This window comes from Sutterella seckii (assembly GCF_009183815.1).
In the GTDB taxonomy this organism is placed as follows: domain Bacteria; phylum Pseudomonadota; class Gammaproteobacteria; order Burkholderiales; family Burkholderiaceae_F; genus Sutterella; species Sutterella seckii.
In genome coordinates, this window is record NZ_WEHX01000056.1 from 1 (window position 1) to 15,035 (window position 15,035).

Consider the following 15,035-nt stretch of genomic DNA (forward strand, 5'->3'; position numbering starts at 1 on the left):
TCTCTGGCAATCCTGAGCCAGTACGAGATCGTTGATTTGCCGATCGAGTACTGCTCCACGGCTTCAGAGATGCTGAGCTCCTTGCTCAGCAGGCGCGCTGCGACGTTGTCTTTGAACTCCTGCGAATATCGCATGTTTTGCCACTCCATGAAAGGTTGAAGGGGTGGCGAAAGTTAGTATGACATCTAATGTGCAGACCTCGTTTGAAGGACTTGAAGCGGGGCCGGCCGCCCTGCTTGTACATATAGCGGGAAACGGCACTGAAAGCCTGCGTGGCAAGTTTCTGCGCCTCGTTGATGCCGAGCTCGCTCTTGCGCTTCGTTCCTTCCCGATGTCTGGCAATATCGGCATGGAAATCGTACTCGGTCAGACGATACTTCCGGTTCAGACGCCGGAACAGCTCATTTCTCTCTTTCCCCTTGCTCATTTCACACGCACGGCGCCACTCAGGATCCTGGCGCATCTGCGTCAGCCTCCCAAGTCCGCTGCCGAGCGTGGCGTTATAAAGCATGCGGCCGTATTCGAACTTCTTCGCAATCGTTCGACTCTGGCTGTCGTCAGCTTTAATCGGCAGTTCAAGTATAAAGGTTTGAGACGTCATAGTCCTATGATACTACGACAACCGGAGGGTTGCACGGATTCCTCCGGCCATTGAAATGACCGGCTTCCTCCGTGCGTTCCGTGAAACCTTTTTTTCAGGCTGTTGCAGGTCTAAATTCCGGCAACAGCCTTTTTTACGCCCTTTTCCTAGACTCCTTCAGAGAACTTCGCCGGGCGATGCAGAAGCCCGGGATGAATCCATGGAAGGAGAGGAAGGATGAAGAAGATTTTGATTTTCACGGCGAGCATTGCACTTCTCGCGGGCGGCCTTGCCGCATGTCAGAAAACAGAGCCTCAGGCGGGCGCAGGCGCGGCGGAGGCGCCGAAAACGACGGCTGAAGCTCAGCCTGAGACTCAGGCGGCTCCTGCTCAGCCGGGCCGCGGGTGCCTCGCCATTACGGCGGACCATCCATACAGCCTCAAGGACATGCGGTTCGACGAAGCCGCTCAGGCGCTGGCGCACGCCACAGGGTGCTTCATTAGCTATGACGACCAGAATCTTTCCGCGCTCAGGATTGCGCCGGTGGAAGGCCGCATGAGCATTCGCGATGCGGTTCAGAAGTCGCTCGAGGGTTCTGCCTATGCGGTGACCTCGGCTACGGATTCGGAGATTGTGGTCGGGAAAAAGGCGCAGTAATCCTTTTTGCCTGAAGCCTGAAAAAAGCGGTCAGTTGGGAGTGGTCCCGGCTTGGCCGTTTTTTTTGATGTTGGAAAAATTCCTACATGCATGTAAGGAAAATTCAAACATGTGTGTTGGAAAAATTCTAATATCATATGTGAAAAATTTATATATGCATGCAGGCAAAGGCTCTGAGAGCGGAGCGTTCGCCTGTTCCGCAAGGAGCGCCGGATGTACCTCCCGAGAACGATAGAAAAAGAAATCCCTTCGCTTTGTCAGCGCTTCAAGGTATTGCTGACAACCGGCATGCGTCAGGTTGGAAAAAGCACGCTTCTGAGCCATCTCTCTGAAGGAGCGCGCACGTATGTAACGCTGGACGATGCGGAGGAAAGAGGACTTGCGGAAAATGCGCCCAGGGCTTTTTTCAGCCGCCATCCGCTGCCGCTTTTCATCGACGAGATTCAACGTGCTCCGCAGTTGTTCCTGCAGCTGAAGGCTGAGGTCGACCGCTCCGACCTGATGGGCGCTGCGTGGCTTTCCGGCTCCCAGCGCTTTTCGCTCATGAAAGGCGTGGGCGATTCGCTTGCAGGCCGGCTGTTTGAAATTCATCTGATGCCTCTGAGCCTCTACGAAAGGTTCGGGAGCGGACTTCTGCAGAAGCCTTATCTGCCGTCGGAGGAGCCGGCAGAGGTCCTTTCGCCCCGATCGATGGAGGAAACCTGGTCGCTCATCTGGCAGGGAGGCTGGCCGGCAGTCATAGCGCTTACACCCAGAGAGCGCAGCCAGTTCTACGAAAGCTTCCTTTCGACCTTTCTCGACCGGGATCTGCGGGATCTGGGTTCCATCGAAGACTTATCCGTTTTCAGGCGCTTCATGAAGGCGCTGGCTTTGAGGACGGGTCAGGAGCTTCGGATCAACAAGCTCTCAGAACTGACGGGCGTAAGCGATCCGACGGTGAAGCGGTGGCTTCGTCTCGCGGAGACGGCAGGCCTCATCTACCTGCTGCCGCCCTTCTTTTCCAATAAAACAAAGACCCTCGTCAAGTCTCCCAAAATCTATTTCATCGACACGGGGCTCTGCGCCTGGCTCTGCGGTTTTTCAACTGCAGAGGAGATGCATCGCGATACCAATGCCGGCGCCTTCTTTGGGACTTTCGTCGTGTCGGAGATTCTTAAAAGCTGGCGGCATAACGGGCTTGAGCCTGAACTCTATTTTTACCGCGATGCGAAGAAGCAGTCTGAAATAGATCTCCTCATTCATGCCGAAGGCAAGTGGCATCCGGTGGAAATCAAGATGAGCGAGCATCCCGAAAGGTCCATGATCCGGCATTTCAGTGAGCTCTCAAACATGGATCTTGAGGTCGGATGCGGTGCCGTCATCTGCTCGAGCGATTCGGTCCGGTTTCTGAAGGACGACGTGGTAGCGCATTCCGTCTGGAATCTTTGAGCGAAGCGGCTCATGAGCCCCGAGCGCAACGCGCGGGATTCAGTCTCTCAATGCCTCTGCGGTATCATCCGTAAATCCGTTCTCAGGCTTCCTTCGCGACGACGGGGGAGGCCTTTCTGGTTTTTCCAATGTCTTCGATGTCCAACCCGATTTCCGTACTGGCAGCCGCCGTTCTTGCCGCGGCCGCTTCAGCCGCAGGCGCAGTCTCCCTTGGAGACCTGAATATCCAAAGCATTCCCGGGCAGCCCCTCGATGCAACGCTTGAGGTGAAGGACGTTGATCTCACGATTTCGCCGCTCCTCGTGCGCGTGGCGCCCCCGGCGACGTATCTCCGCGAAGGCGTTCAGTGGCCTCAGGAAGCGCTTGATCTGCGCATGGCGAGGCTTTCCGGAGAACCCTCCACGGTGCGCGTGCGCGTAACCGGAACGCAGAGCCTCAATGCCGGCTTCCCGCTCCTCATCGAGCTCAATGCCGGCGGGAACGTGACGGTGCGCGAATACCGCATCGAACGCACGAACGGATCCTTCAATGTAGTGGCGCTTGCCGAGGAGGCGGCGCGCACGAAGGCCCCGGCGGAAGCGGCGCCTGAAAAGGCGGCTCCTGTTCCGGAAGAGAAGCCGGCCCCCGCCGCGAATGCGCCCGCGAGCGTGCCTGAAAGCGCGCCCGCAGTCACGCCGCCGGCAGCCGAAAAAGCGAAGCCCGAGGAAACGGTTCAGAAGACGCAGAAGCCCGCCGCCGCATCGGCCGCGCGGCGCCTCTGGTGGTGCGCGAATACGTGGCCCTGAACGGCTTCAATCCCAATGAATCCTTCCGCGTTCAGCGCGACATGACGCTCTGGTCGATTGCGAAGCTCTATTGGCCGAGCTATCCGGGAGCGCTCCTCGAGCAGGTTGCCGTGGCGCTTACCGATAAAAACCCGCGCGCCTTTGTTGAGGGCGACCCGTCGCGCATTGTGGTGGGCGAGCTTCTCCAGTCGCCCGCGCAGGACGAAGTCTTTGCGATCGATGCGCTTCAGGCCTTCAGAAAGGTTCATGGGGAATCGGTCGAGGTTCCCGGTCCCACGCAGAATCTGATCGATGCGCAGAAGGCCTCGCGCGCGGGTGCGGCGGAGGTTGCCGCTGCGCAGCTCGCGGCAAGCGCCAAAGGTGAAAAGCCCGAGGCGGTTGCCGATGCCGGCAGGAAGGCTTTTGCCCAGTGGCAGGCGGAGACCTCCGACCTTGAAGAGACCCGCGGGGATTCCGCAACTGCAGCGCCGAACGCGTCGGAAAAGACGCAGCCCGCCGAAGGCGAGGGAGCGCAATCGAAGGACGGCGTCCAGAAGGACGCTGAAACGCTGACTCCGGCGCCGGAACCTCAGAAGACTGAGGCAGTCCCCGAACCGCAATCTGCCGGCGAGCCGGCGGAAGCTCAGAAAACGGAAGAACCTCTGAAGACCGGCGCATCAGAAGCGGCCGCCTCCGCTCCTGCGGCTGAAGAAGCAGCACAGAAGGCGGAAGAGAAGCCCGCAGAGTCTTCGAAGCCTGCCGATGCCGGCAAGGCCGCTGAAGAACCGTCATCCGGCCCCGCGGGCGCAAGCAAAACGTCCTGGGGCGCGCTCGCCGCATTAGTCATCGCCATTTTGGGCGGACTTCTCTGGTGGCGCCGTCGCGAGGGCGAGCACCCCGATAAGGATCACGACGACCACGGCCCGAAGAAAGAGGGCACGATTGCCATTCAGCGAAACGTTCCGCCGACCTCGGAAGCGCAGTTGAAGGCCGTCGACGCCACGATTGACGAAGCCGTAAAGAACGGCACCACCGCGGGCGCAATGGGCGCAGGCGCCATGGCTTATGCCGCGGCGCAGATGGAAGCCGACAGGAAGGCGGGCGAAGGTTCCGAACCTTCCGAAGCTGCGGCGTCCGGGTCAGAAGAAAAGCCGGTAAAGGAAGAGGACGACATGCTCTCCTCCTTTGAGGCGGCGCTCAAAACGCCTCTCGAAATAAAGCCGCAGGCCGCAGAGACCACTTCTCGCGACACTGACGCCCTTCCGGCGGAAGCGCTTCAGAATCCGGTGACCTCGCGCCCGGCTCCGGCGGATCAGCCGTGGCTTGCGCCCGACGATGCGGAACTTCCGCCCCTTGAAAGCTCCGAAGTTGAGTCGGCCGAGGAAATCGGAAAGCGCTACCAGGGAGAACTTCCCCCCGCCATTCAGAAGGTGGATCTGAGCCTTGACGATATGAAGGATGAGGCTTCAGAAGCTGCGAAGCCTGCGAGAAAGCCTTTTGAGGTTCCCGAGCCCTCTCAGGGCTACGTGCCGCCGCTGATGTCGGAACCGGTTCCCGAGGCCGAGCCGGAGGAAGCGGAGGAACCCGTGGAAAAGCCGCGGGAGGATGCGGCAGCCGCGGAAAGCGCCCGCCCGGAAGCCGCGCCTGAGCCTGAACCGATTCTCGAGCCCGGCGAGCCCCAGCCCGTGGTGCAGCCCGACAAGCAGGAGGCTCAGCAGGAGGCGATCGACGCGAAGCTTTCGCTCGCGGGTTCCTTCATTGGGCTGGGCGCCACGAACGAAGCCCGCGAGCTTCTTGAGGAAGTAAAGAAGAGCGGTTCGGATCGCCAGCGCGAGCGCGCGATTCAGCTCCTCGAGCGTCTCGGGAGCGCAAAGGCATGACCGCGCGCACTTATGCGCTCGGCATTGAATACTGCGGCACGACCTTCAACGGCTGGCAGGTGCAGCCTGACCGGCCGAGCGTGCAGGCGGCGCTCGAAGAGGCGCTCTCCAGCTTTGCCGACCATCCCGTCAGCGTCATCTGCGCGGGACGCACCGATGCGGGCGTGCATGCGACGCATCAGGTGGTGAGCTTTGCGAGCGAAGCGAAGCGGGCGCCCGAAGGCTGGGTGCGGGGCGTCAATGCGTTTCTCCCGAAAACCGTCGCCGTGCGGTGGGCGAGATGCGTGCCGGAGGACTTCCATGCGCGCTTTTCCGCTCGCTCGCGCACGTACGAATACTGGATCAGCAATGACCCGGTGAGATCGCCCCTGCTTGAAACGACGACGGGCTGGGTGTTCCGGCCGCTTGATGAGGAAAAAATGCGCGAGGGGGCGAAGGCGCTCCTTGGCGTTCACGACTTCACGAGCTTTCGCGCGGCTGAATGCCAGGCGAAGACGCCGGTGCGCGAAGTGACGGAACTCTCCATCATCCGACAGGGATCGCTCATCGGCATCCGCATTTCCGCCAACGCCTTTCTGCAGCACATGGTGAGAAACATCGTGGGCGCGCTCATTTACGTGGGCACCGGCCGCGAGGCGCCGGGCTGGATCGCGGAGGTTCTTGCCGCCCGATCGCGCGAGGTTTCCGCGCCTACCTTCAGCCCCTGCGGGCTCTACCTTACGGGCGTGGGCTATCCGGAGAATCCGGAGCTGCCGCAGCAGGGCAGAAGCCCGTTCTTCGGGCAGTTCTAAGGCTTCGCCCATAAGCCTCGACGTCATCCAAACGCGCCAATGAAAACGCCGCTCATCCCGTGGAAATGAGCGGCGTTGATCCTTTTAGAAAGGATTGGTTTATAAGACCCGATTACTGCGCGGTCGCGTTCATCGCCTTGTCGATCGAGAACGGCCAGGCCTGGTAGCCCGTGCAGTCAAGGAGCTGAATTTCAACAGAGGGTTCCTTCGCCATCCACTTGAATTCAAAGATGGTGGGATTGGGCGCCGTGTTGAAGGCTCCGGTCTTGAGGTCGTACTGAGCGCCGGCCGTGGCGAAGTACATCATGACGGAATCCTTGTCGGCCTGGTATTCCGTGAGGGACGTCACCGCGCTGAAGAGGCTGTGGCCGCGTTCCTCGCCCCACTGCCAGACCTGTTCGACCGTCATCTTCTTCTGGTCGATCTTGTAGATCACGGAGCGCGAGTACTTCATGTCGGGCAGAGCCGGCTGTTCCATGCCGCGGGCGTCGCCGTTGTCGAAGGCGGAGACGTAGATGATGTCGCCCTTGCTCTTCTCATCGATCTTGAAGGCCGTGTGCTGGGTCCAGGTCCAGTCGAAGCCGCCTTCGCACTTGCTCCCTTCGCACTTGATGGGCTTGCCGCTCGCATCGACGGGCGTGAGGAGCATCGGCTTGAACTTGTCCTTCCAGCCTTCAGGCGAACCCAGGATCCACTTCACCTTCTTGTCGCGGCCGATCTTGATGATCGCGGACTGGTGGCGCGAGGAGATGATGATGGAGTCGTCCTCGGGGTCGTAGTCGACGGAGTTCACGTGCGCCCAGTTGCGGCCCGCACCGGTGCCGACGACGTCGCCGAAATTGTCGGAGGAGTCAGCCTTGGCAAGCTCTTCCGCGGTAAGGGTCTTGCCCGCCTGCGAGGCATCGATGTTGAGGCAGACCGCGCCCTGGTCGAGAACCTTGAGGACGTTGTCGCGATACGGGTCGAGAATGTCGGCGAGGCGCCATTCCTCAACGACGACGCCGTTCTTGTCGACTTCGGCGATCATGTCGCGGACCGTGCGGACGTGCTTGCCGTCATCGCGCAGGTAGTTCGAGCTCGCAACGCGGAGGAAATAGTGGCCGTTCTGCGCGTCGTCCATCGAGTGCGAATAGTCGTTGAAGCGAAGGGGCAGACGGCGGTTGAAGACCTCGCGGCCGAGGATGTCGTACTTGACGTAGGTCTGCCCGAACCCCCAGGTGAGCATGCCGTCGTCATTCTGCTTGAAGCCCATCATGACGCCGGACTTGTAGAGCGACTGGAGATCAAAGATGGGGTTCGCGAACATGTACCAGCGGATGTCGCCCGCCGTATCCACCACCGCGTTCTGCGGGAAGAAGTTCCACTGCAGCGCACCGCCCATGGGGTTGTTCCAGACGGCTCGCGTGCCGATGCCGGACTTTTCCGCGAGGTTGTTGACGAAGTAGAGGCGGTCCTTGAATTCCGGATCAACCTTCTTCACCTTGACGCCGAAGAGCGCATGGCGCTCCGTCGGGATGCCGGCCACTTCCGTGTAGACGGGCGGCGCATAGAGCTGATAGGTGTCCTTGAAGGATTCGGACTTGCCGCGCAGCGTCCGGGTATAGGAGACCTCGACGTGGTTCAGATAATCCGGATAGAGGCCGAAGACGGGGATGCCGCCGTGGGTGAGAAGCTGAGCGCGCGAGACCGTGTACTTGATTTCCTGACCGTTCGTCTTGGGAACGATGCGCACGGTGACGTCCGAGAGATCGTAGCCGTTGTCGCGGATAACGGCCGTAAGCGGCGCGATCTCATAGGGGTTCATCATGACTTCGCCGAGGTGGCCCTGCATGATGTAGTTCGTGTGGGGACCCGAGGCGCCGCCCATGGCGAATGCGGCCGCCGGGATGGCGAGCGCCATGCTTGCGCAAAGGATGGAGTGCTTGAGCTTCATGGAAATATTTCCTGCGAAAAGAACCAGGAGACGTGCGCCGGAAAGCGCGTAGGTCTCATGGAGATGCCGCAGTCTAGGCAGATTTGCCTATTCTCCACAACGCATGTTTATACCTTGCTGAGCGAAATTTCCTGATGGAGCCGTTCCATTTTCAAGAATGAAGTCCCGGCCTTCTTTCCGAATCCGTGAAATCGTCCTTTTTGTCATTAAAAACCGAACGATATTTCGTAAACACACAGCACTTTCGAACGATAGCCGGCAAAAAAGATTCACGTCGTTCCTTTCGCGTTCTCGCGCGGCCGGTCATCCTTCCGACAGAAAATGGATCCGGGCAATTCTCTTTTGCGCGGCATCGGCTGAAAGCTGTAGCCCAAGAATGCGAATAGGGCATGGGGAAGAGCAGAGCGCGCCTCGTATAATTTTCAATTCGGATTACTTTTCTCAAGGCTTCTCATGAGCTGGCTTAACCACATTCTTCCCAAGATCAAGCGCGAAGAGGCGCCCACCGCCAAAAAGACGAGCGTCGTGCCCGAAGGCGTATGGACGAAGTGCCCGGGATGCGAGCAGCCGCTTTATACCGAAGAGCTCGACAGGAGCCTGCGCGTCTGCCCCAAGTGCGGTTACCACTTCCGCATGGGCGCGCGTGTGCGTCTTCTCTCCTTCCTTGATCCGGGTTCCGCGATTGAGATCGGTTCGGAAGTCCGTGCCAGGGATCCCCTCGGATTCGTCGACAGCAAGCCCTATCCGAAGCGCCATGAAGCCGCTGAGGCGGCTACGGGCGAAACCGACGCGCTCGTCGTGATGTCGGGAACGCTACGCCGCGAGCCGATGGTGGCTGCGGCCTTTGAATTCCGCTTCATGGGGGGCTCCATGGGAAGCGTCGTGGGCGAACGCTTTGCGCTCGGCGTCGAGGAAGCCATCCGCCGCCGCTGCCCCTTCGTGGTTTTTACGGCCTCGGGCGGCGCGCGCATGCAGGAGGGTCTTGTTTCCCTCTACCAGATGACGAAGACGACCGCGGCGGCGAGAAAGCTCGCCGATGCCGGACTTCCCTTCATCCCGGTGCTCACCGACCCGACGATGGGCGGCGTCTCCGCCTCCTTCGCCTTCATCGGCGACGTCGTGATTGCCGAGCCCAAGGCGCTTATCGGCTTTGCTGGTCCGCGCGTCATCGAGCAGACGGTGCGCGAGAAGCTCCCCGAGGGCTTCCAGCGTTCGGAATTCCTCCTTCGCACGGGTCAGATCGACCAGATCGTCGACCGCCGGGAACTGCGCGCCCGCATTTCCGTTCTGACGCAGCTCCTCATGAAGAAGCAGCCCGTGAACGGCATCTGATCGCCGCTGGGAGGCGCTGCAATAGTTATGCTGTCGACTTCCCTCTTGAAACGGCACTCCTTCATGAAGCCCGCTCTCCGCTAGAGGAAGGCGGGCTTTCGTATTTTTTTCCCATAAGGCGCAGCGAAAAATGCCTGAGACGATCTCCACGCTTGACGACTGGCTCAATTACATTGAAAAGCTTCATGCGAAGCCGATCGATCTCGGGCTCGACCGCATGAAGGAAATGATCCGGCGGCTCGGCATCGGCTTTGCTTCACCCGTCATTACAGTCGCGGGCACGAACGGCAAGGGTTCGACCTGCACCTTTATTGAGACCATTTTTCGGGAAGCGGGCTTCCGGACGGCGCTTCATACGTCGCCCCATCTGCTGCGCTTCAACGAACGTGCGCTCCTCGACGGCCGCGAAGTCAACGACGAGTCGCTCATCCGCGCCTTCCGCGAAGTCGAAAAGGCACGCGCCGGGATGCCGCTTACTTATTTTGAATTCACGGGGCTCGGCATTCTGAAGTGCTTCCAGGATGCAAAGCCCGACGTCGTGATTCTGGAAATCGGCCTGGGCGGGAGGCTCGACGCCATCAATGCCGTTGATCCGGACGTCTCCGTGGTCGCCGCCGTCGGCATCGACCATACGGCGTTCCTTGGCGACACCCGGGAAAAGATCGGGCTCGAGAAGGCGCACATTTTCAGAAGCGGGAAGCCCGCGATCTGCTCGGACCCGGAGCCGCCGCAGAGCCTGATTGAGTACGCGCATGAAATCGGCGCGAAGCTCTCGCTCATCAACCGCGACTTCCGGGTGACCGAATATGGCGACGGGTCCTTCCGCTTTTCCATGAACGATGAAGCGCTCGAACTGCCGCGGCCGGGACTTGCGGGCGAAAACCAGTACCGCAATGCGGCGGGCGCCATTGCCGCCGTTCTGGCGCTGAAGGATCGGCTTCCCGTCGACCGGGAAGCCTTTGCCCGCGGCATTGCCCGGGCGCGCATCACGGCCCGCTTCGAGCGGGTTTCGGAAGACCCCTGCGAGACGATTCTCGATGTGGGGCACAACCCTCAGGCGGCGGAAGTGCTCGCCGACAATCTCAGGCGTTATAAGCGCCCCGACGAAGTGACGCTTGCCGTCTTCGGGATGCTCACCGACAAGGACCGCGCGAAGGTCGCGGCAACGCTCGCTCCCGAAATCGACGAATGGTTCTACGCGGGACTCCCCGGACCGCGCGGGGGCGAAGCGGCGCTTCTAGCGCCTTTCCTCGAGGCGGCGGGCGTCGCGCCCTCTGCGATGACGCCCTCAGAAAACGTTTCCCAGGCGCTCGAAAAGGCGAGAGTCCGGGCGAGGGAACTGAAGGAAGCCGGGAAGGACGTGCGCATCATCATCTTCGGGTCCTTTGTAACGGTGGGCGAGGCGCTTGAGTGCCTTGCCCGGGAAGGAATCCGCCGGTGAGGGCGGCAGTTCGGAAAAAGCGCTCAGGAATTCCGTTTCGAATTGTTCCGCCCGGCGGCTTCTCAGAAAGACCGCAACTTTGCGCCTGATAGAATTTTCTGATGCATTTGCTCGGCACTTCCCGATAAGGCTTGTCTCCATGTCATTCTTTAATCCCTTCCGGAAAAACAACCGCCCGCAGGGCGTGAAGCTCTCGGAACTTAATCAGGAATCCGCGTCCGGAGAAAATGCCGGCGGCAATCCGCCGGAACGTCGGGAACCGAGCTTTGGCGGCGCTTCGGGCGAAGCCTCCGTGCCGCCCGCTTTTGCCCCCTCTGATGCCAATCCGCCGGCCTTCACGTTCGCAGAGCCCGAATCCGAAGGGCCCAGGGTTCAGCCCGTTCCTCAGCCCGTTCCGCCGGAATCCCCGAAGATGCCGGCGGCAGAAGCGAAAAAGCCCGCTCCCTGGGATCCCTACGGCATCGAGACGGTGAAGAACGAACCGGTCATGGGTTCCGAACCGACTGCTGCTCAGGAAAAGCCTGTCGAGCCTGTTTTTCAAACGCCGCAGCCTGAGCCTGTGCCTTCCGTACAGCCCGTTCAGCCTGTTTCTACTATTTCTTCTGCATCTGCGGCTCCGGTGGCCGCTCCGTCTCCGCGCGAGACCGTTGAGGCGCCGATACCTGAAAGCGACCTCGCGGCTCAGGTGCGTGCGGCGGAGGCTGAAGCCTCTGCTTCTCCGTCGTCCGCTCAGGCTCCTCAGTCAGACGAACCCGTCATGCGGCCGGTTCCGCGCGCGCAGGCCGCTCAGCAGCGGAGGGAAGCCCCGCAGAAGCCCCGGGTTCCGACCGATGCCGAAATCCTCGCCCGCCGCCGCACGAAGCACCGGCTCGTGGGCGCTGCCGCCATTCTGATGGCGGTGGTGGTGGCCGCACCCTTCATTCTCGACAGCGACCCGCCGATCGACGATTCCGGCATGAAGAATGTCCGCATGGAGATTCCGAAGGAAACCGAAACGAGTACGGCGATCAATACGGCCGACGCGCAGAAGAAGCCCGAAAAGGCGGAAGTGAACGTCTCCGACACAACGATGGGAAGCCGCGGCTCGACCGCGCAGGCGAACCTCGCCCGCGAGGCGCAGACGAAGGCTGCTCCTCCGTCCGCAAAGAAAACCCCGGAAGCGAGCGCCCCGAAGAAGGCCGACGCGGCCCCGGAAAAGAAGGCTGAACCCGCTAAGAAGCCCGCGCCGGAAGCCGCGAGGAAGACGCAGCCCAAGTCCGCGGGCATCACGCCCCCCTCAGGGAAGGGCTGGTACGTACAGGTCCTTGCCACCGGGAATGAAGAAGCGGCCGAACGGACTGTCCGCAAAATGGCGCTTCTCGGACTCCCTGCTTACAAGACAAAGGAAGGCGGGAACCTCTGGAAGGTCCGGGCGGGCCTCTACGGCACGCGGAACGAAGCCGAGAGCGCTATCGGTACGATCGTTCTCAACGGGGTAGCGCAGAAGCCCTACGTTTCCAGGCAGTAGCCGAGCCGTTTTTCAGTACAATGACGAGCTTCTAGGGGGAGTCCCTCATGAATGGACTTCCCCGCATCGGATTCGCGTAGAGCGAGGGACCTTCAAGCCTTCTCGCGCCAACGTTTTCAGACATATGACCGAAATTGACTGGATCATCATCGCGCTCCTCGCACTCTCGACCATTGTCGGCATCATGCGCGGCGTCATGCGCGAAGTGCTCGCCATCGCGGGCTGGGTGATCGGCATTCTCCTCGCGATGAATTTTTCGGCCGATCTTGCCGAACACATTCCCCTCGAAAGCATCGGATGGATTCCGCGCGTGATGATCGCAGCGGTGCTCATCATCGTCGCGGTTCTCTTCATCTGCGGCCTCGTCGGCATGCTGATCCGCAAGATGCTTGAGGTCGCCGCCATCACCTTTGAAGACCGCGCGCTCGGAGCCGTATTCGGGCTCGTGCGCGGCATTGTGGTGGTCTGCGCCTGCGTCTTCCTTTTCGGCATGCCTGCGAGCATTCACGGGAGCCGCATGTGGCAGCAGTCCGTACTGATCGGACCGGCCGAAACGCTTATTGACTGGTCGCTCCCCTACCTCCCGAAGTGGCTCTCCGACATGCGCGCCACGTCGCGCGCGTGACGGCCCCGAAGGGCAGTGAGCCGAAGCACCATGCAGGTTTCTCGTACAAAGCCGCTCCGGACTAGAGTCAGGGCGGCTTTGCGCATTCTGAATTTTTGAAGTTTTCCTTTTTCGTTTTTTCCCCTCAGCGAGGTTTGAACAGCCATGTGCGGCGTAGTCGCTCTTCTCTCCAATGAACCGGTAAATCAGCGCCTCTATGATGCGCTCCTTCTGCTGCAGCACCGCGGCCAGGACGCAGCCGGTATTGCCACGCTCGACGGCCTGCAGTTCCACATGCATAAGGCCATGGGGCTTGTGCGCGACATTTTCCGCACGCGCAACATGCGCGATCTGACGGGCAATGTGGGTGTGGGCCACGTGCGCTACCCCACCCAGGGGTGCGCGAGCTCGAACCAGGAGTCGCAGCCCTTCTACGTGAACGCTCCCTTCGGCATCATGTTCGCCCACAACGGCAACCTCACGAATGCTGAGGAGCTCAAACAGGAGCTTTACGAGACCGACCGCCGCCACATCAATACGACGAGCGACTCGGAAGTCCTCCTCAATGTGCTCGCGAACGAAATCTCGCGCGTGACGGCCGACAGAAAGCTCGATGCGGACGGAATCTTTGAAGCGGTTGCGGCCGTTCACCGCCGCGTGCGCGGCTCCTACGCCGTCGTGGCGCTCATTGCCGGCAAGGGTCTGCTCGCCTTCCGCGACCCGCACGGCATTCGTCCGCTCTGCTTCGGCTCCAACGTCACCGCGACGGGCGAGAAGGAATGGATGGTGAGCTCGGAATCCGTCACGATGGTCGGCCTCGGCTTCAAGCTCGAGCGCGACGTCGCGCCGGGCGAAGCGATCTGGTTCGACTTCAAGGGCAATGTTGAGACTCGTCAGTGCGCTGAGCACGCTGTGGCCAATCCCTGCGCCTTCGAATACGTCTACTTCGCCCGCCCGGATTCCGTGATCGACGGCATCAGCGTCTACGGCGCCCGCCTCAATCTCGGCGTCTACCTCGCGAAGACCGTCGCCGAGGAACTGAACCTCATGGACGTCGACGTCGTCATGCCGATTCCGGACAGCTCCCGCCCCTGCGCGCAGGAGCTCGCGAAGCAATTGCGTCTTCCCTACCGCGAGGGCTTCATCAAGAACCGCTACGTGGGCCGCACCTTCATCATGCCGGGCCAGGCCGTTCGCAAGAAGTCGGTTCGCCAGAAGCTCAACGCCATGCCCGTGGAATTTGAAGGCAAGAATCTCCTTCTCGTCGACGACTCCATCGTGCGCGGCACGACCATGAAGGAAATCGTCCGCATGGCCCGCGAATCGGGCGCGAAGAAGGTCTTCGTCGCTTCTTCCGCTCCGCGCGTGATGTTCCCGAACGTCTACGGCATCGACATGCCGACCAAGTCCGAACTCATCTGCGGCGACGGCAAGGACGCCGAAGCCGTGGCGAAGGAGCTCGGCGCCGACAAGGTGATCTTCCAGTCGATTGACGGTCTGAAGAATGCGCTTCATGACCTCAATCCCGCCATCCCCGCCTTTGACTGCTCGTGCTTCGACGGCGTCTACGTGACGGGCGACGTGACGGAGGCCTACCTCGAGAAGCTCGGCAAAGCCGGCAAGGCCGCGCCGAAGGAAAATGACGAGGACGACGCGCAGGCGGGCACCGTGGAATAAGCCGGCTGCCGGTCAGGCGCAAGCTTTATAACCATAAGCGTTCGGGCGGACTTTCTCGATAGGAAAGGCCGCCCGAATTCTTTAGCCGGGATTTTGCACAAATCAATTTTCCGTCAAGTCAGCCCGATCATTCCCTCAGGAGGGCTGAAAACAAATTGGACAACCAAACTCTCAAATTCGTGAATTCCCAGGAATCCGTTAACAGAGTCTGAAAGAAATTCATATCCCGGCTTAGTTTTGATTTAAGGCAACTAACTGAAATCTAAAGGTTAGTTGCCTTTATTTTTCTCTTGAAAAACTGTCTATGAATATTGTACAATTTCGTTATCTTCGACAACATTTATTTCCGGTGATTTATGGGTAGAGTTTTTAGAAATCAACAGGAAATCCCGATCCCTGACTTTGCATATGTGAATGCCTCCGACGGTCGTGTTTTCACCA

At 60.3% G+C, this 15,035-nt stretch carries 12 protein-coding genes; 10 read left to right on the forward strand and 2 right to left on the reverse strand.

Going from position 1 to position 15,035, the window contains the following annotated elements; all coding sequences use genetic code 11:
* Window positions 1-85 precede the first annotated feature (85 nt).
* Entirely contained in the window at window positions 86-601 is a 516-nt protein-coding gene (locus GBM95_RS08105; protein ID WP_152158629.1) for a hypothetical protein, read from the reverse strand.
* Between the two features lie 216 nt (window positions 602-817).
* Between GBM95_RS08105 and GBM95_RS08110 the strand changes: the two genes are divergently transcribed.
* The 5 genes from GBM95_RS08110 to truA all read left to right on the forward strand — a co-directional run bounded on the left by GBM95_RS08110 (window position 818) and on the right by truA (window position 6,100).
* Window positions 818-1,237: an STN domain-containing protein gene (locus tag GBM95_RS08110; protein ID WP_152158630.1), complete on the forward strand. Its 420-nt coding sequence runs from the start codon at window positions 818-820 to the stop codon at window positions 1,235-1,237.
* 213 nt (window positions 1,238-1,450) lie between these two features.
* Window positions 1,451-2,665 carry an ATP-binding protein gene (locus GBM95_RS08115; RefSeq protein WP_152158631.1) on the forward strand — a complete coding sequence of 405 codons (1,215 nt, stop codon included), beginning with the start codon at window positions 1,451-1,453 and terminating at the stop codon, window positions 2,663-2,665.
* Window positions 2,666-2,793: 128 nt separating this feature from the next.
* Entirely contained in the window at window positions 2,794-3,450 is a 657-nt protein-coding gene (locus GBM95_RS12710; protein WP_226963234.1) for a FimV/HubP-related protein, read from the forward strand.
* Window positions 3,426-5,309 carry a FimV/HubP family polar landmark protein gene (locus GBM95_RS08120; RefSeq protein ID WP_226963235.1) on the forward strand — a complete coding sequence of 628 codons (1,884 nt, stop codon included), beginning with the start codon at window positions 3,426-3,428 and terminating at the stop codon, window positions 5,307-5,309. The genes GBM95_RS12710 and GBM95_RS08120 overlap by 25 nt, the downstream gene beginning before the upstream one ends.
* On the forward strand, window positions 5,306-6,100 hold the full coding sequence (truA, locus tag GBM95_RS08125; RefSeq protein ID WP_152158632.1) for a tRNA pseudouridine(38-40) synthase TruA: 795 nt from the start codon (window positions 5,306-5,308) through the stop codon (window positions 6,098-6,100). The genes GBM95_RS08120 and truA overlap by 4 nt, the downstream gene beginning before the upstream one ends.
* Before the next feature lie 112 nt (window positions 6,101-6,212).
* On the opposite strand, the gene GBM95_RS08130 is transcribed toward truA, so the two are convergent.
* A complete protein-coding gene (locus GBM95_RS08130) occupies window positions 6,213-8,033 on the reverse strand; it encodes an aryl-sulfate sulfotransferase (RefSeq protein ID WP_152158633.1) in 1,821 nt (606 codons plus the stop codon).
* A gap of 453 nt (window positions 8,034-8,486) precedes the next feature.
* On the opposite strand from GBM95_RS08130, the gene accD reads away from it, so the two are divergent.
* The 5 genes from accD to purF all read left to right on the forward strand — a co-directional run bounded on the left by accD (window position 8,487) and on the right by purF (window position 14,594).
* Window positions 8,487-9,365: an acetyl-CoA carboxylase, carboxyltransferase subunit beta gene (gene accD / locus GBM95_RS08135; protein WP_152158634.1), complete on the forward strand. Its 879-nt coding sequence runs from the start codon at window positions 8,487-8,489 to the stop codon at window positions 9,363-9,365.
* Between the two features lie 130 nt (window positions 9,366-9,495).
* A complete protein-coding gene (gene folC, locus GBM95_RS08140) occupies window positions 9,496-10,806 on the forward strand; it encodes a bifunctional tetrahydrofolate synthase/dihydrofolate synthase (protein ID WP_152158635.1) in 1,311 nt (436 codons plus the stop codon).
* Window positions 10,807-10,945: 139 nt separating this feature from the next.
* Window positions 10,946-12,313: an SPOR domain-containing protein gene (locus GBM95_RS08145; RefSeq protein ID WP_152158636.1), complete on the forward strand. Its 1,368-nt coding sequence runs from the start codon at window positions 10,946-10,948 to the stop codon at window positions 12,311-12,313.
* A 124-nt stretch (window positions 12,314-12,437) separates the two neighbouring features.
* Window positions 12,438-12,938 carry a CvpA family protein gene (locus tag GBM95_RS08150; RefSeq protein ID WP_152158637.1) on the forward strand — a complete coding sequence of 167 codons (501 nt, stop codon included), beginning with the start codon at window positions 12,438-12,440 and terminating at the stop codon, window positions 12,936-12,938.
* 144 nt (window positions 12,939-13,082) lie between these two features.
* Window positions 13,083-14,594 (forward strand): amidophosphoribosyltransferase, encoded by a 1,512-nt coding sequence (gene purF / locus GBM95_RS08155; RefSeq protein ID WP_152158638.1) that lies wholly within the window; start codon window positions 13,083-13,085, stop codon window positions 14,592-14,594.
* Window positions 14,595-15,035 lie beyond the last annotated feature (441 nt).

Excerpts from the sequence above, each read along its gene's own strand:
- purF (WP_152158638.1), top strand. The coding sequence starts at position 13,083 with ATGTGCGGCGTAGTCGCTCTTCTCTCCAATGAACCGGTAAATCAGCGC.
- accD (WP_152158634.1), top strand. The coding sequence starts at position 8,487 with ATGAGCTGGCTTAACCACATTCTTCCCAAGATCAAGCGCGAAGAGGCG.
- GBM95_RS08115 (WP_152158631.1), top strand. The coding sequence starts at position 1,451 with ATGTACCTCCCGAGAACGATAGAAAAAGAAATCCCTTCGCTTTGTCAG.
- GBM95_RS12710 (WP_226963234.1), top strand. The coding sequence starts at position 2,794 with ATGTCTTCGATGTCCAACCCGATTTCCGTACTGGCAGCCGCCGTTCTT.
- GBM95_RS08150 (WP_152158637.1), top strand. The coding sequence starts at position 12,438 with ATGACCGAAATTGACTGGATCATCATCGCGCTCCTCGCACTCTCGACC.
- GBM95_RS08110 (WP_152158630.1), top strand. The coding sequence starts at position 818 with ATGAAGAAGATTTTGATTTTCACGGCGAGCATTGCACTTCTCGCGGGC.
- GBM95_RS08105 (WP_152158629.1), bottom strand. The coding sequence starts at position 601 with ATGACGTCTCAAACCTTTATACTTGAACTGCCGATTAAAGCTGACGAC.
- GBM95_RS08130 (WP_152158633.1), bottom strand. The coding sequence starts at position 8,033 with ATGAAGCTCAAGCACTCCATCCTTTGCGCAAGCATGGCGCTCGCCATC.
- GBM95_RS08145 (WP_152158636.1), top strand. The coding sequence starts at position 10,946 with ATGTCATTCTTTAATCCCTTCCGGAAAAACAACCGCCCGCAGGGCGTG.
- folC (WP_152158635.1), top strand. The coding sequence starts at position 9,496 with ATGCCTGAGACGATCTCCACGCTTGACGACTGGCTCAATTACATTGAA.
- truA (WP_152158632.1), top strand. The coding sequence starts at position 5,306 with ATGACCGCGCGCACTTATGCGCTCGGCATTGAATACTGCGGCACGACC.